Below are 20,174 nucleotides of genomic sequence, written 5' to 3' on the forward strand. Positions count from 1 at the left end.
CCAGTGGGCGGCGGTGCGGAACAGCCCGCGGAACGGAGCTCTGCGGCAGGCGCGCCGGAGGCGCGGCGCGGCACCCGCGCACGCCACGAGGCGCTGCTCGCGCTGCTGCGCGCCGGCACCACGAACGTGCCCGAACTCGCCGCCGGACTCGGCGTCTCGCCCTCCACCGTGCGCCGCGACCTGGGCCGCCTCACCCGCGACCGCAAGGTCGCCCGTACGTACGGCGGCGCCGTGGTCCCGGAGGCGTTCCACGAACGGCCCGTCGCGGAGAGCGCGTTGGTACGGCGGCAGGCGAAGGAGGCCATCGCCGCCGCGGCGCACGCGCTGGTACCGGAGAACGGCGCGGTGTTCGTCGACGCCGGCACGAGCTGCGCGGCCCTCGCCCGCCGCCTGGCCGCCGCCGTCCCCGCGGCACGCGGGCTGGTCGTCACGCGCGGCCTCGAGACGGCGGCGGCGCTGGCCGAGGCGCCGGAGCTGGACGTGGTGCTGTTGGGCGGCAGCGTACGGCGGCTCAGCCACGGGCTGGTCGGACCGCTGACCGAACTGGCCCTGGACCGGCTGTCGTTCGCGGTGGCCTTCCTCGGCGCGGACGCGGTGGACCCGGCCCGTGGGATCGGCGAACCGACGCTGGAGGAGACGGCCGTCAAGGAACGGGTTGCGGCGCGGTCCCACCGGGTGGCGGTGCTGGCGGACGCGACGAAGCTCTCCGTCCCGGCCCCCGCCTGGGCCCGGCTCCCCCCGGGCTGGACCCTGATCACGGACGCGGACGCCCCACGGTGGGTCGACGCGCGCTGCGAGGAGGAGTCGGTCCCCCTGATCCGCGCCTCCCCCCTTGTCCGCGCGTCAGGCGCCGGGCTGTAGCGGTGGATGTCGAAAGGATGTGGAGCATGTCGTCAGGTGACGACCGGATCTGGTTCCCGGGGAACCCGTGGCCTGACGGTCACAGGATTGCCCGGTTCGAGTGGGGCGGCCGGCTGGACCCGGACGTCGGCCTGCGGTTCACCTTCGAGCTGGAGAGCGCGGACTACGACGCGGACGACCCGCCCGGGCTCGAGGACGACGACGGCGATGACGGCGATGACGACGAGTGGGGGTCGGGCTTCGAGTCGTCAAAGACCGCCTGGCGCAACTTCCACCGCTGCGGCATCACACCTGCCATGGGATTCGTCGTGGGCACCCCGGACGAGCCGCTGGATTTCGAAGGGCTGCCCGATCGCACCTTCCGCGTGGACCGTCCGGAGGACGTGGCCCGGCTCGACGACGAGGACGACCTCGCGTTCCACATCTACCTGCTCGGCCACGACTCGGTCGCCGACCACCACATCCGCTTCCCGGCCGTGCACGCGCCGTTCGAGTTCGGGGTGGAGTGGGCCGGGCGCATAGCGCTGACCTACATCGGCGACGAGGAGCTCAGGCACACGTTCCAAGTACGCGTCGGCCGGGCCGCGTTCCGCGGGTTCCGGGTGCCGGATGAGCTGGACGACGGGGCGGCGGACCGGTTGCTGACGGCCTGCGTCCGAGACGCGTCCCTATTCCGCCTGTCCCAATCCACCGCCACCCGCCGGTACGTCCCGACACCCTGACCGCGCCCCCGCGCGCACCCCAGCCCGTCCGGCACCACCCCCGGCCCGTCCGGCGTTTGAGGACAGTCCGTAGCGGCCACGTGCTGCCACTGGCCCCGGTCGCCCGGCCAACCCTCCAGCGTGGCTGGTGGCCGTCCTCAAACGCCGGACGGGCTTGACTGGGTGGCCGGTGCGCATGAGCGCTACCGGGCGGCGGCCTGCTGGACACCTCATTGGGCGGGAACCAGCCGGTAGATCTGGTGGAAACGGGACGGCGCGAGGTGGCCAAGGCCGCACTGCGGGAAGTGGGGAACTGATGACACTGCGCATCGACGTAGCCGCGTTGCTCGCCGAGGCAGGCATCGTGGACGTGGACGTCGACGAAGCCGTCGCGGACGAGCACGTCAGATCGTCCGCCTACGGACGCGTCGTCTCGGTGACCGCTTCCTCGCGGAGCCGCGACCGAGACGGCGCGATCGTGGCCACGATCCTGCGGGACCCCATCGAGGTGGTGTCCAAAGCGGCGGTGGTCGACCTCGTGGACAGGATTGCGAGGAAGGCGATCGGTCCTGCCGAGTTCCGGCAGTGGTCGGCCGGACTGCTGCCGGAGACCGACCGACTCCACCCGGGAAACAGCGAGTTCATCCGTCGCCGTATCCACGACTGGGTGTTCTGCCTGTCCGTCAACGACGGTCACGTGCCGAGTCCGGGCGAGTTGGCAGAAGTCACGCGCTGGATGCAGCGTCTCCTTGCCCAGGAGTCGACGTCGCCGCCGGTACTCGCCCTGCTGGCCGAGTCGGGCGTCACCAGGAAGGTACGGAACATCGCGAAGAATCGAGCCGTAAGCCACAACGCACGCCAATGAGCCACCACCCCAGTCCCTCCGGCACCACCCCTGGCCCGTCCGGCGTTTGAGGACGGTCCGGGGCGGTCACGTGCTGCAATGGGCCTGGTCGTCCGGCCAGCCCGTTGCCGTGGCCGGTGGCCGTCCTCGATTGCCGGACGGGCTTGATGGGGTGGCGGCCGCCGGTTCACCGGCACCTCGCCGGCCCCTCCTCGGCGGAGGGGCCGGCGAAGGACCGTGGGCGGGATCAGGCCGAAGGGGCCGAGGTGAAGCGCCAGAGGTGGTCCGCCGTGCCCGTGTCGTCGAACTGGACCACCTGCGCGCTGTTCGATGTCGACATGCCGTCGACGCCCAGCACCTTCCCGCTGTGCCGGTTGCGGATACGGAACCAGCCGTCCGCGTCGTCCACGCGGGTCCAGAGGTGGTCCGCCGTGCCGTTGTCCTCGTACTGGACGATCGGCGCGCTGTTCGATGTCGACATGCCGTCGACGCCCAGCACCTTCCCGCTGTGCCCGTTGCGGAGCAGGAACCAGCCGTCGCCCTGGTCGAGGAGCTGCCACGCGTGGTCGCCGGTGCCGGTGTTGTCGTACTGGACGACGCGGCCGCCGTTCGCGAGGGACATCTCGTCTACGGCGAGGACCTTGCCGCTGTGCTTGTTGAGCAGGCGCTGGTACGGCGGTTCCGGGGTCCACGCCTTGCCGTCCGCGGAGGCCCTGGGGAAGGACGTGATGCGGAGCCGGGCCGCGCCCATCGGGACCAGGGTGACCTCTTCCGGTTCCGCGTCGCCCGCCACCCGGGCCGGGCTGTCCTGGAGTGGTGCGACGACCCGTTCGTCGTCGGCGATCCACTCCGCCAGCCGGTGGGCCTCGGCGGTGATGTGGACGGGCGTGCCGTCGTGGGTGAACGGGTCGCCGTCCAGGGGCCCGGAGGCCGCGTGGAAGGCGAGACCTTCGCCGGTCAGGGCGTAGTTCCAGGGGGTGGTGGCGCGGACCGCGTACTCGGGGAAGGCGTCGGTGCCGCCGTAGCGCTCGTAGCGTTCGCCGATCCGCAGCGAGTACGTGAGCGGCCCGTGGTCGACGCTGACCGCGCCGTGGTTGCCGGGCCATTCGCGTACGGTCGTGCGCTGCGGCAGGCGCAGCGTGACCTTGTCGCCGTCGGCCCAGGTGCGTTCCACTTTGGCGAACGCGGGCCCGTCGGGGGCGGCCACCGGCTCGCCGTTGACGGCGAGTTCGGGCCCGGAGCACCAGCCGGGTATCCGCAGGCGGAGCGGGAAGGCGACGGAGGACTCGGTGCGTACGGTGAGGGTGACGGTGTCCTTGAACGGGTACTCGGTGTCCTCGGTGACGGTCACCGCGACGCCGTCGCCGACCTCCGTACGGACCTCGCTGGGCGCGTACAGGGAGGCGGCGAGGCCGCCGTCGGGGGTGCCGAGCCACAGCTCCTCGGTGAAGTACGGCCAGCCCATGCCGTAGTTGTGCGGGCAGCAGCGGTACTGGTCGACGCCGGGCTGGAACGACTGCATCGCGAACTGGTTCTGGAACTGCCCCTGCGTCTTCCGCGCGTTGTCCAGGTCGACGCTGTTGGCGCTGGTGATGTAGTGCGTGCCGTGGCCCCACGGGTCGGTCGCGGCGGGCAGCATGTTGAACGCCAGGTCCTCGCAGCGGTCGGCCCACACGGGGTCGCCGGTGAGGCGCGTCAGCAGCTCGTGGCTGGCCATGAACTCGACGATGCCGCACGTCTCGAAGCCCTGCCGGGGGTCGCCGAAGCCGGGCCGCGAGTTCTCGTCGCCGGCGAAGCCGCCGCCGGGGAACTGGCCGTAGTCGCGCAGGATGGCCGTGTAGTTCCGGTACGTGGCGCGGGTCAGCTCGTCGTCGCCCGCGCGCTGCGCGTACTGGGCGGGCTCGCGGAAGCCCTGGGCGATGTTGACGTTGTGCAGGTCGGGAGGACCATCGGACCAGTCGACCCAGTCGACGCCGTGGTTGTGCATCTTGTCGACGAGTTCCAGCAGGAACTTCTCGCCGGTGCGCTCGTGCAGCCAGAACGCGACGTCCATGCCGTCGCCCCACCGCTTGGACACCCAGCTGGAGTCGAACGCGCCGGGTCCCTGCGCGTTCATGTAGCGGAGGAAGTTCAGCATGAGCGGCTGGATCCGCTCGTCCCCGGTGTGCTCCTGGTGGCTGCGCAGCGCCTGCAGCAGCGGGAGGTACGGCCAGAAGTCGGGGCCGCCATTGAGCGCCGTACGCAGCCGGGTGGGGCCGAAGAAGCCGTCGGGCTGCGCGGTGGCCACGATGGCGTCGATCCAGCGGCGCGCGGCGGCGATTGCCGCCTCGTCGCCGGTGAGGACGCCGAGGCTGACGTAGCCGCGCAGCCAGTAGGTGACCTCTTCCCAGCCGGCCTTGTCGGGGTGTACCCAGCCGGAGTTGTCGAAGTCGAGGAAGTGCGAGACGTCGGCGTAGCGGCCGAAGAGGCCGTCGAGCAGTTGCTGCAGCCGCCCGGTGAGCCAGCCGCGCGGCCGTACGCTGCCGAGCGGCAGCTTGCGGTACGCGGCGGGCGCGAGGCGGTTCTTGCCGCCCGCACGCGCTGCCGCCGACGCGCCGGCGCGCGCGGGCGCCGCCGCCGCGGACGGGGCGAGCTGCGGGAGGAGTGCGGCGGCGCCGGCTGCGAGCGCGCTGCGGTGGAGGAACCGCCGTCGGTCGATGGACATGGTGTCGCTCCCTGGATGCGGGGATATGGAGGGAGGGGAGGTACGGAGTCTGTGGCCGAGCGGGGCGGTGCAGGGGGCGGTGCGGGAGACGTACGGGGGATGTACGGGGGATGTACGGGACGTTCGGGACGTACGCAGGAGCGCCGACGGTGCCGGGCCCGCCCCCGTGAGGGCGGACCCGGCGGGCCCCGTCAGGGGGTTACGGGTTGTCGCAGGTGAGCGTGCCCTCGGCCGCGCCCTTGAGCAGGGCCTCGTGGGCGGCCCTGAGCTTCGGGGTGTCGGCCTTGTTGACCCTGCGGTCGTACGTGAGCAGCCCGTTCAACTCGCCTTCCAGATCGGTGATCTGGGTGTAGACGGCGCCGTTGCTGCCCTTGCAGGCGGCCAGTTGCTCGACCTCCTTGAGCTTGACCAGGTACTCGTCGGTGTACTTGTCGCGGTCGACGCCGACGTACGTGTGCCGGACCGGCCACGAGTTGCCGGGGATGGCGAGGCCGAGGCCGCCGTACTCGCCGCTGACCAGGGCCCGTTCGCCGTCCGGCTCGGGCAGCAGCGCGCTCGGGTAGCCGTGCGCGTCGGAGATGTCGCCGTTGCCGCCGTCAACGGCGCCGCAGCAGTTGTGCCCGGACATGTTGTTGACCAGCCGGGTGGGGTCCAGCTCCTTGGCGTAGTCGGCGATGCGCGCCTGGTCGTACTGTCCCCAGCCCTCGTTGAACGTCACCCACATGATCACCGAGGGGTGGCTGTCGTGCTGCCGGATCATCTCCTTCAGCTCGTGCTCGAACTGGGTGCGCTGCTCGCCCTGGGGCGTACGCGGCATGGACGGCATGTCCTGCCACACGAGCAGGCCGAGCTTGTCGGCGTGGTGGAACCAGCGGTCCGACTCGACCTTGATGTGCTTGCGCACGGAGTTGTAGCCGAACTTCTTGTGCGCCTCCAGGTCGTACGCGAGCGCCTCGTCGGTCGGCGGCGTGTGCAGGCTCTCGGGCCAGAAGCCCTGGTCGAGCGTGGCCATCGAGAAGACGGGCTTCCCGTTGAGCACGGTGCGCTGCTTGCCGTCGATGGTCTTGACCTCGATGCTGCGCATGCCGAAGTAGCTGGTGACCTTGTCGTCGCCGACGGTCACCTTCAGGTCGTACAGGTGCGGATCCTCCGGCGACCACAGGTGCGGGTCGGGGACGGGCACGGACAGCTGCCCGCCCGTCGTGCCGGACGCCCGGCCGACCTCGCGCTTGCCGTCGTACGCGACCGCGGTGACGGGCACGCCGTCCTTGACGCCGCGTACGTCGACGGCGACCTGCTCTCCGGCCACGTCCGGGGTCGTCTTGACGTCCTCGGCGCGGTCGGCGGCGACCGGCTCCATCCACACGGACTGCCAGATTCCGGAGGAGGAGGTGTAGAAGATGCCGCCCGGTTCGAGGCGCTGCTTGCCGGCGGGCTGGTTCGGGCCGTCCTCGGCGTCCGTCGGGTCGTAGACGCCGACGATCAGCTCCTGTTCGCCGGTGCCCTTCAGGGCGTCGGTGACATCGACGCTGAACCGGTCGTAGCCGCCCTTGTGCGTGGTGACCCGCTGGCCGTTGACGTACACCTCGGCCTGCCAGTCGACGGCGTCGAAGTTCAGCTGGAGCCGCTTGCCGTCGCCGACCTGCCAGCCGTCGGGCACGCTGAAGCCGCGCTTGTACCACATGCGGTCCTCGTGCCGTTCGAGACCGGAAAGCTGCGATTCGACCGGGTACGGCACGACGATCTTCTCGTCCAGATCCTTGCCGACCGGGGGCTCCTCCCCGGCCTCGGCGCCGGCGAACTGCCACTCGCCGTTGAGGTTCTGCCAGTCGGGGCGGGTGAGCTGCGGGCGCGGGTACTCGGGGAGCGGGTTCTCCTTGTCGACGTCCTTCGCCCAGGGCGTCGTCAGCTGGTGCTCGGAGTCGTTGCTGCCGCTCGTCCAGAACTCGCCCACGGGAGCGCCGTCGGCGCCGGTGAGACCGCCCTCGCCGTCGTATTTCAGCTCGGCGGTGCCGCCCTGCCCGACGACGGGCTCGTCCAGCGGGATCACCACGCGGCGCGGGTCGGCCGGATCGAGCTTGGCCTTGCCGCGCGGCCACGGCGAGCCGCCGATGACGGTGTCGAGGTGGTCGCCGAACGACGGCGGGGGAGCGGCCAGTTCCTGCGCGAAGTCCATGGTGAGGGTGCGGCCGCTGGGGGCGACGGCCGCGGCGACCGGCCCGTCGTAGTCGAAGTCGGCGGGCAGCGTGAACGCGGACTGCGGGACCGCCTGCTTCTCGCCGCCGGGCGGGGTCCAGCGCAGATGGAGGTTGGAGCCGCCCTCGTGCTCGAAGAACTCGAGCTTGATGTCGTACGTCTTGCCCGCCTCGAGCGTGACCGGCTGGGAGTGCTGCTCCTTCTCCCAGTCGTCCACCCAGTGGTCGATGGCGAGTTCGCCGTCGACCCACAGCCGGAAGCCGTTGTCGCCGATGATGGAGAAGACGTGGTCCCCGGACTTCTCCGGAGTCAGCCCGCCGGTCCAGCGTACGCTGGCGTTGTCGGCCTGGCCGGTGCGCTCCTGGAGCCGGGGCTCGAGGTTCTGGAAGTCCAGTGAGGGGTCGAACGCGGTCGCCTTGAGCTCGTGGAAATCGAAGGCGCCGGGGGCGGAGTGGGTGTAGTACTCACCTTTGAGGCCGTGGGCCACGGCGGGCTCGTCCCGGTCCGCTCCCTGGCTCTGCCCAGGAGCCACGGCGATCAGGGTCAGAGCGGCGAGGATGCAGGAGATCCAGTGGCGTCTGTGCCGTCGGGCACGTGGGGTTGGCGGGTGCACGATACCTCCGTCTGCGGAGAGAACAGGTCGTTGCTGCCCTGCCGCTTGTCCGCATCGTCTTGTATAACGTTGGAAACAAGCGCAGTTGGCATGACAGCACGCCACCTTCGCTGTGTCCAGGCACATGACAAACGGCGTCGGAGGAAGTGTTGAAGGTCAGCCTCAAGGACGTGGCCGAACGTGCCGGCGTCTCCATCAAGACCGTGTCCAACGTGGTCAACGACTATCCGCACGTCACGCCCGCGATGCGGGCCCGGGTCCAGCTCGCCATCGACGAGCTCGGCTACCGGCCCAATCTCACCGCCCGTCACCTGCGCAAAGGCCGTACGGGCATCATCGCGCTGGCCGTACCGGAGCTGGGCAACCCGTACTTCGCGGAGCTCGCCGGCGCCGTCATCGACGTCGCCGCCCAGCACGACTACACCGTGCTGCTCGACCACACGCGCGGCGAGCGGGAGCAGGAGATCCTGGTCAGCCAGGGGTTCCGGGCCCGCGTGATCGACGGGCTGATCCTCAGCCCGCTCGAGCTGGAGACGGAGGACCTGCGTTCGCGTACGGACGACCCGCCGCTGGTGCTGCTCGGCGAGCGCCGCTACGACCTGCCGTACGACCACATAGCGATCGACAACATCGCGGCGGCCCGTACGGCCGTACGCCACCTGCTCGACCTCGGGCGGCGGCGTATCGCGTTCCTCGGCTCCCGCGAGGGCCGCACCCACGAGCCCGCCCACCTGCGGCTGCTGGGCTGGCGGGCGGAGCTCGCGGACTACGGGGTGGCGGCCGACGAGGACATGGTGGTGTTCGCGCAGGGCTGGGGCCGGGAGGACGGCGCCGCCGCGATGGCGCGGCTGCTGGACGCCGGGCAGCGGCCGGACGCGGTGTTCGCGTACAACGACCTGATCGCCATCGGCGCGATGCGGGTGATGTTCGAGCGGGGGCTGCGGGTGCCCGAGGACATCGCCGTCGTCGGCTTCGACGACGTGACCGAGAGCCGCTTCGGTGCCGTCAGCCTCAGCACGATCGCCCCGGACAAGCAGGCCATCGCGCGGCTCGCGGTGGAGTCGGTGATGGCCAGCCTGGGCGGCGACGCGGCGGCGGACGGCCCGGGGCGCGGCTCGCGTGAGCTGCAGCCGGGGTTCGAACTGGTGCAGCGGGAGAGCACGCTGGGGCGGGGCGGCACGCCCGTACGGGACTGAGTTCGGTGCGTACGGGGCCGGGAGCGCGCCCGTACTGCCGGGTCCGCGCCCGTACGGAACCGAGCGCGCGCCGTACGGGTCGCTGCCGGGCGGCGGGGGAGTCCCACAAGTCCCGTGCTGTCGAGACTGTTTACAGGCTCCTTCCAACGATATAAAACTTCCCCAACGCGCTCCGCCCGTCGACATGGGGGACCCATGAAGCCGCAGGCCCGTAACGCCAGCATCAGAACACTCCTCGCCGTCGGCCTGGCCACGAGCCTTGCCCTGACCGCGGGTTGCGCCAAGTCCGAGGAAGACGCCGACAGCGGCGCCGACTCCGCCAAGGACAGCGCGCAGAACGGCCAGGAGGTCGCCGACGGCGGCAGCTCCGAGACCTGCACCGCCAAGGCGTACGGCGCCGAGAAGCTCGACCTCAAGGGCGCCACCGTCGGCTTCTCGCAGTCCGAGAAGGAGGCCAACCCGTTCCGGATAGCCGAGACGGCCTCCATCAAGGCGGAGGCGAAGAAGCGCGGCGTGAAGCTGCTGACGGCCAACGCCCAGTCGAAGTTCTCCAAGCAGATCAGCGACGTACAGGACCTGATCGCCAAGGGCGCGGACCTGATCGTCATCGCCCCGCTCAACTCGGACGGCTGGGAGCCGGTCCTCAAGTCGGCCGCCGCGAAGAAGATCCCGATCGTCACCATCGACCGCAAGATCAACGCGACGCCCTGCAAGGACTACGTGAGCTTCATCGGCTCCGACTTCACCGAGCAGGGCAAGCGCGCCGCCGACCAGATGATCAAGGCGACCGGCGGCAAGGGCGAGATCGCCATCCTCCTGGGCACCCCGGGCAACAACGTCACCACCGAGCGCACCAAGGGCTTCACCGACCGGCTCAAGGAGAAAGCGCCCGGCCTGAAGGTCGTCTTCAAGCAGACCGGTGAGTTCGCCCGCGGCAAGGGCCAGTCCGTCACCGAGCAGCTCATCCAGTCCAAGCCGGAGATCACCGGGATCTACGCCGAGAACGACGAGATGGGCCTCGGCGCCGTCAACGCCCTGAAGGGTGCGGGCAAGCAGCCCGGCGACGTCAAGATCGTCACGATCGACGGCACGAAGAGCGCCGTACAGCGCATCGTCGACAAGTGGATCTACGGCGTCGTCGAGTCCAACCCCCGCTTCGGTCCCCTCGCCTTCCAGACCCTCGACGCGTTCACCAAGGGCTCGGAGGTCCGGCAGGAGATCGTCATCAAGGACGGCGCGTACAACGAGGCCAACGCCGAGGCCGACCTCGGCAAGGCGTACTGAACCGGGGAGCAGCGTTGACGTCACCTCCCGAAGTCCTCGCCGTGCGCGGGCTCACCAGGCGTTTCCCCGGCGTGCTCGCGCTCGACGACGTCTCGTTCACCGCGCGCGCCGGGGAGGTGCACGCCCTCGTCGGCGAGAACGGCGCCGGCAAGTCGACCCTCATCAAGGTCCTCACGGGCGTGCACCAGCCGGACGAGGGCGAACTGCGGTACCTCGGCGAGCCGGCCGCGTTCGGCACCCCACTCGCCGCGCAGCACGCCGGCATCTCGACCATCTACCAGGAGGTCAACCTCATCCCGCTGATGAGCGTTGCCCGCAACCTCTTCCTCGGACGCGAGCCCCGCACCCGGTTCGGCCTGATCGACTTCACGCGCATGCACCGGGAGGCGGACCGCGCCCTGCGGGACTACGGCGTACGCGTCGACGTCCGGCAGCCCCTGCGCACGCTGGGCGTCGGCGCGCAGCAGATGGTCGCGCTGGCCCGCGCCGTCTCGGTCGACGCGCGCGTCGTCATCATGGACGAGCCGACGTCCTCGCTCGAACCGCGCGAGGTCGAGACCCTGTTCGGCGTCATCCGGCGGCTGCGCGACCAGGGCATCGCGGTGGTGTACGTGAGCCACCGGCTGGACGAGCTGTACGCCGTCTGCGACACGGTCACCGTTCTGCGCGACGGCCGTTCCGTGCACACGGGCCCGCTGGCCGAGACCGGCCGGGTGGAGCTGGTGTCGCTGATGCTCGGCCGGTCGCTGGGCGACGTACGGAAGGAGGGCGTCACCGGGTTCAGCGGCGCGCACGAGGCCGGGCGCGAACCGGTCCTCAGCGCCGAGAACCTGACCCGCAGGCACGAACTGCACGGCGTCTCCCTGGAGATCCACCCGGGCGAGGTGCTCGGCCTCGGCGGACTGCTCGGCTCCGGCCGTACGGAGACCGCGAAGGCCATCGCCGGCGCGCTGCCGCTCGGCGCGGGCCGGGTCACCGTGGCCGGGGTACCGCTGCGGTCCGGCTCGACGCCGGCCGCGATCCGCGCCGGGATCAGCCTGCTGCCCGAGGACCGCAAGTCGGAGGGCATCGTGCCGGGCCTGTCCGTACGGGAGAACATCGCACTCGCGTGCCTGCCGCGGATGTCCCGGATGGGGCTGGTCTCGGAGGCGCGTATCGACGAGGTCGTGGACACGTACGTGAAGCGGCTGCGGATCAAGGCCTCCAGTCCGCACCAGAAGGTCGGCGAACTCTCCGGCGGCAACCAGCAGAAGGTGCTGCTCGCCCGCTGGCTGGCCATGCACCCGAAGGTGCTGCTGCTGGACGAGCCGACGCGCGGCATCGACGTCGGCGCGAAGGCCGAGGTGCAGAAGCTCATCGACGAACTTGCCGACGACGGCCTCGGCGTGCTCCTCGTCTGCTCCGACATCGAGGAGCTGATCGAGGGCTCCGACCGGGTGGTGGTGCTCCGCGAGGGCTCCGTCGTCGGCGAACTGTCGGGCGACGACGTGACGGAGGACGAACTGATGCGGGCGCTGGCCACGGCCGCGGAGGAGCAGACGGGGGACGGGCCGGGTGGTCCGGACAAGAGCACCGGTGACCCGTCGGGCCCATCCGACCCGTCCGACCCGTCCGACCCGTCCGACCCGTCCGACGAGGAGGTGACCGCGCATGGCTGACGTCGCACTGCGCAAGGCGATGCCCGCCGACCGCTCCGAACTCCTGCGCTGGCTGCGGGACTACGGCGTGTACGGCGGCGTCGTCGCCCTCCTGCTGTTCAACATCGCGTTCACGGAGCACTTCGTGTCCAGCGAGAACTTCCGTACGCAGGCCATCCAGGTCGCGCCCATCCTCATCGTCGCCCTCGGCATGGCCCTGGCGATCGGCTCCGAGGGCGTCGACCTGTCGGTGGGCTCCGTCATGGCTCTCTCCACGTCGCTGCTCTCCCTCTACATGGGCTACGGGATCTGGGTCGCGCTGTTCGTCGTGATCATCGGCGGCGCCGCCGTCGGGCTGGTCAACGGCTCGCTGATCGCGTTCATCGGGGTCCAGCCCATCGTGGCCACACTGGCGTTGATGGTCGGCGCCCGGGGGCTCGCGCTCGTCCTGCTGCCGCAGCTGAAGGACGTACACGACCCGGCCATGGCGTCCCTGGGCTCCGGCGACTTCGCGGGCATCCCGTACGTGGTCTACATCGCCGCCGGGCTCGCCGTGGCCGTCGGCTTCACCGTGCGGCGTACGACGTTCGGGCGGCAGCTGCTCGCCATCGGCGACAGCCGCCCGGCGGCCAAGCTGGCAGGCCTGCCCGTACGGCGCGTGCTGATCACCGTCTACGTCCTGTCCGGCATCCTTGCCGCCATCGCCGGGTTCCTGGCCACCGCGCGGCTGTCGGCCAGCGACCCGACGGCGCTCGGCGACCTCATGGAGCTGTCCGCCATCACTGCGGTGGTCGTCGGCGGCACGCCGCTCAGCGGCGGCCGGGTGCGCATCGGCGGCACGGTGGCCGGCGCGGTGCTCATCCAGCTGCTCACGGCCACCCTCATCAAGCACGACCTGCCGCCGTCCTGGACACAGATCGCCCAGGCCGTGGTGATCGTCCTGGCGGTCTACGTGGCGCGGGAAAGGGGCAAGCGGTGACCTTCATACGGGAGGACGCGAGCGGTACGAAGGCCACGGGCGGCACGGGCGGCACGGGCGGCACGGGCGGCACGGGCGGCACGAAGGACGACGGGAACGCCGGGGGAGGCGCGGCCGCGTCCGCACCGCCCGCCGCGTACGAGCCCGAGCCGGGCGCCGGCCGCGGCGAGCGGCTGAGCGCGCTGTTCCAGCAGCACGGCGCGCTGGTGGCGCTCGTCGTGCTGACCGCCATCGCGTCGCTGTCCTTCGACTCCTTCGCGACCGGCGGCAACTTCGAGAACATGGCGGTCTCCTCGGCGTTCCTGGCCGTCGTCGCCCTCGGCATGACCTTCGTCATCATCACCGGCGGCATCGACCTGTCCGTGGGCTCGGTGTTCGTCCTCGGCGGCGTACTGGCCGCGTGGGGCTCGCAGTACGGCACGCTCGTGGCGCTGCTGCTGCCACTGGTGGTCTGCGGGCTGATCGGGCTCGTCAACGGGCTGCTGATCGCGAAGGCGGGCCTCGCCCCGTTCATCGTCACCCTCGCGAGCATGCTCGGGGCGCGCGGCATCATGCTGAACGTCACGGACGAGGGCGCCAAGACGTACCTCGTCGACAAGGGCGCCTTCTTCGCCAAGCTCGGCCAGGGCAAGCTGCTGGGCATCGGCGCGCCCGTCTGGATCACCGTGGTGCTGTTCGTCGTGGGCGCCGTCGTCCTGCGGCGCACGCGCTTCGGCCAGCACGTGTACGCGGTGGGCGGGAACGAGGACGCGGCCGCGCTGATGGGCGCGCCCGTGGCCCGTACGAAGATCACCGTCTACGTGCTCTCCGGTCTGCTCGCCGGCCTCGCGGGCACCCTCAACGCGGCCTGGCTGGCGTCCGGCGTCACGATCCTCGGCTTCGGGATGGAGCTGGACGCGATCGCGGCCGTCGTCATCGGCGGAACGCTGCTTTCGGGCGGGCTCGGCTTCGTCAGCGGCTCGCTGGTGGGCGTGCTGCTGCTGAAGGTGATCCAGAACGTCATCAACCAGATCGGCTCGCTCGACTCGGCCTACCAGCAGGTGGTCAGCGGCGCGTTCCTGGTCGTGGTCATCGTCGCCCAGACCTGGCTGGGCAAGCGCCGCCAGATGCTCTGAGCGTGTCTTTCATGGTCTGCGCAGGTTTCGTCCGGCGCTGCTTCCGGGCCGTTTCACGGCGTTGCCCCACCCCATACCCCGCCTGTCAACTCCCCAGCGGGGCCGGGTGTTTCGCCCATCCCGGAGGCCAGTGAGCGAGCTTGCGCCAACGCACGACCACATCGCCGCCAGGACTCCGGAAAACGCTGCCGGCGTAGAAGGTCATCTCCGGCTCCGAACCCGGGGCCGGATAGTAACTCCGTTCGCGCATCAGCACGTCCGAGTAGCCCTTCGGTAGTCTGGGCTCGAGGTTCACGAACCTGAGGTGCACGAAGTCGAACTCTGCTCGCAGACCCCTCGGCACGCCGTTGGCCAGCCTGTCCGGACACGAATGATTGAGGGGCGCCCCATTGACCGCGCCACCGAGGTCGCCGACAGCATCATCCACGGTGAGGACACTGATGAGGTCGGTCCTGTATGCCGGATCTGCTGAGTCGAGTCGCCCGTGCTGAGTTCTCACCTGGCACGGCGGGGCACCGGTCAGCCACGCCCGCATCACCTTGGGCAGCCGCTCCCGTGCGGCCTCTTCTTCTTGCTGGTCGCGCAGGTATCTCCAGCACACCCTGCATCTGTAGTGGCGGCCGGGCTTACGCGAACTGGGCCCGGACCGTCGGTTGCACGCGAGGCACTTGACTCCCATTGAGGCCACTCCGGTCGTGGGGTGCTGCATGCAGCTGCTGACCGTTGGCCGATGCTAGGACGAGTGCCCGGGACCGGTCCCGCGGGCGGGCGTCAGACGCCCTGCAGAACACGGTCGAGGGCCGCCCGACCCGGGGGCCCCCAGTTCGGCTTGCCGCCGGGGAGGCCACGGTCTCCGTTCTGTCCCATGAGCATCAGGAAGAGGCACTTCATGGCGGCCAGCCCGCGGGCCCGCCGGATCGCCGCCTCGTCCGCGTGTGCGTACGTGTCGAAGAACCGCGAGGCCGTGCCCGCGGGCAGCAACACCCATGCGGCGGCGAGGTCCCACGCCGGGTCCCCGGCGGACAGGTCACCGAAGTCGACGATGCCCGCGAGCGTTCCGTCCGAGACGACGACGTTCGCGGGATGGAGATCGCCGTGCACCCACACCGGCGGGCCCTCCCACGCGTGAGCCGCGACGGCGTCGTCCCAGACGGACCGGACGCCGGCAGCGATGTCGTCGGGGACAACGGCCCGGAAGAACTCCTCGAAGCCGTCCGTGCAGTTCACGGGATGGCCGCCGCGGTCCGCCGCGATCGGCGCCTCGGCGGGCGCCTCCACATGGAGCGCCCGCAGGAAGCCCGCCAGGGTGTCGGCCGCGTGGGCGCCGCGGCTGATCGAGCCGTGGTCCAGCGGCTCGCCGGAAACCCATGTCATCACGGTCCAGTGCTTGGGGAAGCGCTCGGACGGTTCGCCGAACCGCACCGGGGTCGGTACCGGGAGCGGCAGGCGCGGGGCCAGCTCGGGCAGCCACCGCCGCTCCTTGAGCTGGAGCTCCGGGGTGGGGTCCATGCGCTGCATGCGCACGGCCAACTCGTCTCCCAGGCGCCACATTTGGTTGCCCCAGCCGCCCGCCACCTCGCGAACGGCCAGACCCGCAAGGTCTGGATGCTGCTCCCGCAGCAGGTCGCGGACCAGGTCTGCGGTGATCTCGATCTCGGTGTCGGTCATACCGGGCCACGCTACCGAGCGAGGCGGCAGGGGAGCGGCTCCGGCCCACCGGAACATCTCGCGGTCACAGGGCCCACCGGCAGTACAGGCGGCATCCCGCCGAGCGTGCGCGACCGGCCAGGCCCGAGAGAACGTCCAGCACGCCGGTCGCGGTCTCGGCGGTGACTCCGTACTCCCGGAGCTCATCGGTCTCGGACCACGGCCCGGCGGCCTCGGCGAGGGAGGCGGGCGTCGCCGAGGCCAGCGCCTCCTGCAAGGTGTCGGACACGCTGACGACGAACGCCTCGGCCTCGGGGGAGGAGAGCAGCTGTCCGGAGCGGGGACGCTCGGATGCCTCGTCATACGTGCAGCCGGTCAGGATCGCTTCGAGCTGAGGCATCAGAACGACCGGATCGAGCCCCTTGAGCGACACCACGTCGAAGCTCTCGGTGTCCGGGCCGCCGGGTTCGTCAAGAACGCGGACAGCCGTGTCGTCATCGGGGGCCGAGAAATAGTCGCACATCACCATGTGGTGATCCTTCCACCCGGGACTGACACCGGGACTGACAGCGGCGCCCGTGCCTGAGGCGTACGAGCCCGCCCGTCCGAAGACACCGGTGGCCCCGATGTGTTCATCCGGCCCGTACGGGTACACGGCGCGGCGTCAACGCGGACAGCCGTGTCGTCATCGGGGGCCGAGAAATAGTCGCACATCACCATGTGGTGATCCTTCCACCCGGGACTGACACCGGGACTGACAGCGGCGCCCGTGCCTGAGGCGTACGAGCCCGCCCGTCCGAAGACACCGGTGGCCCCGATGTGTTCATCCGGCCCGTACGGGTACACGGCGCGGCGTCCCCTTCTCCGGAAGGCGGAACGACAGCGGATACGTGGCCGGGCGGAAGGAGGACCGTATGGGCACCGACGCCACGGCCGGCGAAACGGCCGGCGCTGGCGGACCTGGCGGCGCGCACGAGCGCGCCTCCGCGCCCGAGGCCCTGCGGGCCGCCGCGGAGCAGCTGGCCCAGCTCCTGGGCCGGGCGCCCGACTCGGTCTCCGCACTCAAACCGGATGACGACGGCTGGACGGCGCACGTCGAGGTCGTGGAGATCGAGCGGATCCCCGACACCACCAGTGTGATGGCGAGTTACCGGGTGAACCTCGACCACGCGGGGCGGCTGCTCGGCTACGAGCGGATCCGCCGGTACGCGCGCGGCCAGCTCGACCGCGAGAACGGCCGCCGTTAGCCGCACCGTCAACCGCAGAAACCGCAGAAACCGCAGAAACCGCAGAAACCGCAGAAACCGCAGAAAGCGCAGAAAGCGCAGAAACCCGTTCCCACACGCATGCGGACTTCAGCAGCGCGGCACGCGCTGACGGAAGGAGAGCCGCGCCATGACAGTGACAACGCAGCAGCCGAGCGCACCGCCCGCGACCGGACGGTCCGGCTCCGGCACGCTCTACGACGTACTGGAACTCATCCTGGACCGCGGGCTGGTGATCGACGTGTTCGCCCGTGTGTCCCTCGTCGGCATCGAGATACTCAAGGTCGACGTGCGCATCGTCGTCGCCAGCGTCGACACGTACCTGCGCTTCGCCGAGGCCTGCAACCGGCTCGACCTGGAGGCGTTCGACAAGGCCCCCAGCAAGATCACGGACCTGCCCGGGGAGCTGACCGAGAGCGGCGCCAAGGGCAAGTCGAAGGGCGCGCTGAGCGGCGCCGTCGAGGCGTTCACCGACTCCCTCGGGAAGGGCCGGGGCGAGGAACCGGAAGAGGAGTCGCAGAAGCGGCGTACCGCCAAGTCCTCGTCCGGCACGAGCCGTACGGCCCGCCGCAAGGAGACGGAGGAGGCGTAGGGCATGGGTGTCTACGTCTACGCGATCGTGGCACAGGACCACCCGGTCCGCCTCGACGGGCTGAACGGGGTCGGTGAACCGCCCGCGGAGCTGCGTACGCTGGCCAGCGGACCGCTGAAGGCCGTGGTGAGCGACGCCCCCGCGGAACTGCGCGCCAAGCGCCGCGACCTGGCCGCCCACCACGGCGTACTGGAGCGCCTGATGGCGGACGGCGCCGTGCTCCCGATGCGCTTCGGGCTCGTCGCGGAGGACGAACCGTCCGTGGCGTCGGCGCTCGCGGAGAACGCCGACGGATACACCGGGCAGCTCCAACGGGTCGACGGCTGCGTGGAGTACAACCTCAAGGTCTCCCGCGACGAGGACGGTCTGCTGCGCGAGATCGTCGGCGAGTCGGAGGAGATCCGGCAGCTGAACGAGCGCACCCGGCAGAACCCGACCGCGCACGACGACCGCATCGCGCTGGGCGAACTGGTCACGCGCGAGGTCGAACGCCGCAAGGGCGACGAGGCCGTGGCGCTCGTGGAACGGGTCGCACCGGCGGCCGTGCTGCACGCAGAGACGCCGCCCGTCGAACAGGACTTCCTCAACGCGTCGTTCCTGGTGGAACGGGCGCGGGCCGGGGAGTTCACGGAGACGGTACGCGCGGAGGCGGCGCGGCGCGGCGACGAGTACGAGGTGAAGCTGCACGGTCCCCTGCCCCCGTACAGCTTTGTCTGAAGGCTCGGCGGAGGGCAGCCATGGGACTGATCACGCAGCTCCTCACCCTGCCCGCGGCTCCCGTGCGGGGTGCCGCGTGGGTGCTCGACCAGGTGGTCGCGGCCGCCGAGGAGGAGTACTACGACCCGGCCCCCGTACTGCGTGAACTGCGGGAGCTGGAACAGGCGCTGGTGGACGGCCGTATCGACGCGGACGAGTTCGACCGCCGCGAGGACGAACTGCTCGACCAGCTGGAGTGGTTGGAGGCGCACCGCCCGTGACCGAATCCGTCGCACACCGTACGGGCCCGTCCCCGGCGCGGGGCATGGCCCCGTACGGCCAGGGAGGGTCCTCGGCGAACCTCGCCGACATCCTGGAGAGGGTGCTCGACAAGGGCGTGGTCATCGCCGGGGACATCCAGATCAACCTGCTCGACATCGAGCTGCTGACGATCAAGCTGCGGCTGCTCGTGGCCTCCGTCGACAAGGCGAAGGAGATGGGCATCGACTGGTGGGAGCACGACCCGTCGCTGTCGTCCCGGGCACGCCCGCCGCTGCGGGAACGCGACGGCGGGGACCGGCCGTCGCTGACCGAGGAGAACGAGCGGCTGCGCGCGGAGATCGCCGAGCTGCGCGCGGCACGGGAACCGCAAGGGAGGTGACGCACGGATGAGCAGCCACGAACAGACGCAGACGCAGGCAGCCGCACCCGCGCCCGCGCCCGTACCGACGCCGACGCGCGAACAGGCCCCGGACCAGGGGCGGTTGAGCTACGCGTACGCCGTCGGCCGCGCGCTCCCCGAGCTGGAGATCGCACTGGGCCCGGTCACGGGCATGGGCGGGGCGCCGCTGCGTACGGTCGACGCCGACGGGCTGGCCGCCGTGGTGTGCGGCGTGCCGGAGGCGGAGTACGGCGAGGACGCGCTCCGGGCCCGGCTGGAGGACCTGGGCGAACTGGAGGAGCTGGCCCGCGCGCACCACTCGGTGGTGGACGCGCTCGCCCGGCAGACCACCGTGCTGCCACTGCGGCTGGCGACCGTCTACCTCGACGACGCGCGCGTGGCCGCGATGCTGCGCGGCGCCGGACCGGAGCTGCGCGACCGGCTGAACCGGCTGGACGGGCGGGTGGAGTGGGGCGTGAAGGTGTACGCGGACCCGGAGGCCGACTCGTCGTCCTCCGCCGACCACTCGCACCCGGAGACGCCCGACGGCGGAGCCCGTACCGACGGTACCGACGGTACGGACCGCGCCGAGCGCCCCGGGCGCGCGTACCTGCGGCAGCGCAGGGAGCAGCTGAACTCGCGTGACGACGCTTTCCGCGCCGCGCGCGAGGGCGTACGGCGGGCACTCGCCGCCGCGGCCGCGCACGCGGAGGACCGGGTGACGCACCGGCCGCAGCAGGGCGAACTCGCCGGGGACGCGGGCCAGAACGTCGCGAACGAGGCGTTCCTGGTGTCGCTCGACCGCTCCGAGGCGTTCCGGGCCGCCGTCGAGGAGGCGGACGCCGGCCTGCGGGGGGTGCGGATCGAGGTGACGGGGCCGTGGGCGCCGTACTCCTTCGCGACACCCGTACGGGCGCCGGCCGGCCCCAGCCCCAGCCCCGGCGCCGGCACCGAGGAGGAGGCCGGCCGTGCGGGATGACGTGCTGCTGCGGGGCTTCGACGGTGAGCCTGACCTGGCCGGGCGCCAGGTGGCCCTGATCGACCTGCTGGACCGGCTGCTCAACGGCGGCGCGGTGCTGACCGGTGACGTGGTGCTGTCCGTGGCCGACGTCGATCTCGTGCACATCGACCTGCGTGCCGTGATCCGCTCGGTCACGGCGGACAGCCCGGTCGTCTGGTGACC

Annotated in this window: 19 protein-coding genes; 15 read left to right on the plus strand and 4 right to left on the minus strand. The window is 71.0% G+C overall.

The annotated features are described in order from the left end of the window. The first annotated feature begins 3 nt into the window (after window positions 1-3). From DVA86_RS16530 to DVA86_RS16540, 3 genes are all read left to right on the plus strand, one after another. Entirely contained in the window at window positions 4-861 is an 858-nt protein-coding gene (locus DVA86_RS16530) for a DeoR/GlpR family DNA-binding transcription regulator (RefSeq protein WP_208879272.1), read from the plus strand. A 26-nt stretch (window positions 862-887) separates the two neighbouring features. Beyond that, window positions 888-1,583 (plus strand): hypothetical protein, encoded by a 696-nt coding sequence (locus DVA86_RS16535; protein WP_208879273.1) that lies wholly within the window; start codon window positions 888-890, stop codon window positions 1,581-1,583. A gap of 295 nt (window positions 1,584-1,878) precedes the next feature. Beyond that, window positions 1,879-2,427, plus strand: a complete 549-nt coding sequence (locus DVA86_RS16540) for a hypothetical protein (RefSeq protein ID WP_208879274.1) — start codon at window positions 1,879-1,881, stop codon at window positions 2,425-2,427. Between the two features lie 226 nt (window positions 2,428-2,653). Here the strand turns inward: DVA86_RS16540 and DVA86_RS16545 are convergent, their stop codons facing one another. Beyond that, a complete protein-coding gene (locus DVA86_RS16545; protein ID WP_208879275.1) occupies window positions 2,654-5,110 on the minus strand; it encodes an RICIN domain-containing protein in 2,457 nt (818 codons plus the stop codon). 199 nt (window positions 5,111-5,309) lie between these two features. After that, entirely contained in the window at window positions 5,310-8,045 is a 2,736-nt protein-coding gene (locus tag DVA86_RS16550) for a PA14 domain-containing protein (protein ID WP_208879277.1), read from the minus strand. Between the two features lie 23 nt (window positions 8,046-8,068). Between DVA86_RS16550 and DVA86_RS16555 the strand changes: the two genes are divergently transcribed. The 5 genes from DVA86_RS16555 (at window position 8,069) to DVA86_RS16575 (ending at window position 14,130) form a co-directional block, all read left to right on the plus strand. Then, window positions 8,069-9,115 (plus strand): LacI family DNA-binding transcriptional regulator, encoded by a 1,047-nt coding sequence (locus tag DVA86_RS16555; protein ID WP_208879278.1) that lies wholly within the window; start codon window positions 8,069-8,071, stop codon window positions 9,113-9,115. Between the two features lie 195 nt (window positions 9,116-9,310). Continuing rightward, window positions 9,311-10,399, plus strand: a complete 1,089-nt coding sequence (locus DVA86_RS16560) for an ABC transporter substrate-binding protein (RefSeq protein ID WP_208879280.1) — start codon at window positions 9,311-9,313, stop codon at window positions 10,397-10,399. A gap of 14 nt (window positions 10,400-10,413) precedes the next feature. Then, window positions 10,414-12,057 (plus strand): sugar ABC transporter ATP-binding protein, encoded by a 1,644-nt coding sequence (locus DVA86_RS16565; RefSeq protein ID WP_208879282.1) that lies wholly within the window; start codon window positions 10,414-10,416, stop codon window positions 12,055-12,057. Then, entirely contained in the window at window positions 12,050-13,015 is a 966-nt protein-coding gene (locus DVA86_RS16570; RefSeq protein WP_208879284.1) for an ABC transporter permease, read from the plus strand. Before DVA86_RS16565 ends, DVA86_RS16570 begins: the two co-directional genes overlap by 8 nt. A gap of 173 nt (window positions 13,016-13,188) precedes the next feature. After that, on the plus strand, window positions 13,189-14,130 hold the full coding sequence (locus DVA86_RS16575; RefSeq protein WP_245997650.1) for an ABC transporter permease: 942 nt from the start codon (window positions 13,189-13,191) through the stop codon (window positions 14,128-14,130). A gap of 771 nt (window positions 14,131-14,901) precedes the next feature. On the opposite strand, the gene DVA86_RS16580 is transcribed toward DVA86_RS16575, so the two are convergent. Further along, window positions 14,902-15,798: an aminoglycoside phosphotransferase family protein gene (locus DVA86_RS16580; RefSeq protein ID WP_208879286.1), complete on the minus strand. Its 897-nt coding sequence runs from the start codon at window positions 15,796-15,798 to the stop codon at window positions 14,902-14,904. 64 nt (window positions 15,799-15,862) lie between these two features. After that, on the minus strand, window positions 15,863-16,306 hold the full coding sequence (locus tag DVA86_RS16585; protein ID WP_208879287.1) for a hypothetical protein: 444 nt from the start codon (window positions 16,304-16,306) through the stop codon (window positions 15,863-15,865). A gap of 385 nt (window positions 16,307-16,691) precedes the next feature. On the opposite strand from DVA86_RS16585, the gene DVA86_RS16590 reads away from it, so the two are divergent. The 7 genes from DVA86_RS16590 to DVA86_RS16620 all read left to right on the plus strand — a co-directional run bounded on the left by DVA86_RS16590 (window position 16,692) and on the right by DVA86_RS16620 (window position 20,172). Next, window positions 16,692-17,024 carry a gas vesicle protein GvpO gene (locus tag DVA86_RS16590; RefSeq protein ID WP_208879289.1) on the plus strand — a complete coding sequence of 111 codons (333 nt, stop codon included), beginning with the start codon at window positions 16,692-16,694 and terminating at the stop codon, window positions 17,022-17,024. Window positions 17,025-17,172: 148 nt separating this feature from the next. Continuing rightward, the gene (locus DVA86_RS16595; protein ID WP_208879291.1) at window positions 17,173-17,634 is read left to right on the plus strand and encodes a gas vesicle structural protein GvpA; all 462 of its coding nucleotides are present in this window, start codon (window positions 17,173-17,175) and stop codon (window positions 17,632-17,634) included. 3 nt (window positions 17,635-17,637) lie between these two features. After that, entirely contained in the window at window positions 17,638-18,351 is a 714-nt protein-coding gene (locus tag DVA86_RS16600) for a GvpL/GvpF family gas vesicle protein (protein ID WP_208879292.1), read from the plus strand. A 20-nt stretch (window positions 18,352-18,371) separates the two neighbouring features. After that, the gene (locus tag DVA86_RS16605) at window positions 18,372-18,611 is read left to right on the plus strand and encodes a gas vesicle protein GvpG (RefSeq protein WP_208879293.1); all 240 of its coding nucleotides are present in this window, start codon (window positions 18,372-18,374) and stop codon (window positions 18,609-18,611) included. A 44-nt stretch (window positions 18,612-18,655) separates the two neighbouring features. Further along, on the plus strand, window positions 18,656-18,991 hold the full coding sequence (gvpJ, locus tag DVA86_RS16610) for a gas vesicle protein (protein ID WP_208884775.1): 336 nt from the start codon (window positions 18,656-18,658) through the stop codon (window positions 18,989-18,991). A gap of 7 nt (window positions 18,992-18,998) precedes the next feature. After that, window positions 18,999-19,970: a GvpL/GvpF family gas vesicle protein gene (locus DVA86_RS16615; protein ID WP_208879295.1), complete on the plus strand. Its 972-nt coding sequence runs from the start codon at window positions 18,999-19,001 to the stop codon at window positions 19,968-19,970. Beyond that, entirely contained in the window at window positions 19,960-20,172 is a 213-nt protein-coding gene (locus tag DVA86_RS16620) for a gas vesicle protein (protein ID WP_245996662.1), read from the plus strand. The genes DVA86_RS16615 and DVA86_RS16620 overlap by 11 nt, the downstream gene beginning before the upstream one ends. The last annotated feature ends 2 nt before the right edge of the window (window positions 20,173-20,174 follow it).

The organism is Streptomyces armeniacus (assembly GCF_003355155.1).
Lineage (GTDB): Bacteria > Actinomycetota > Actinomycetes > Streptomycetales > Streptomycetaceae > Streptomyces > Streptomyces armeniacus.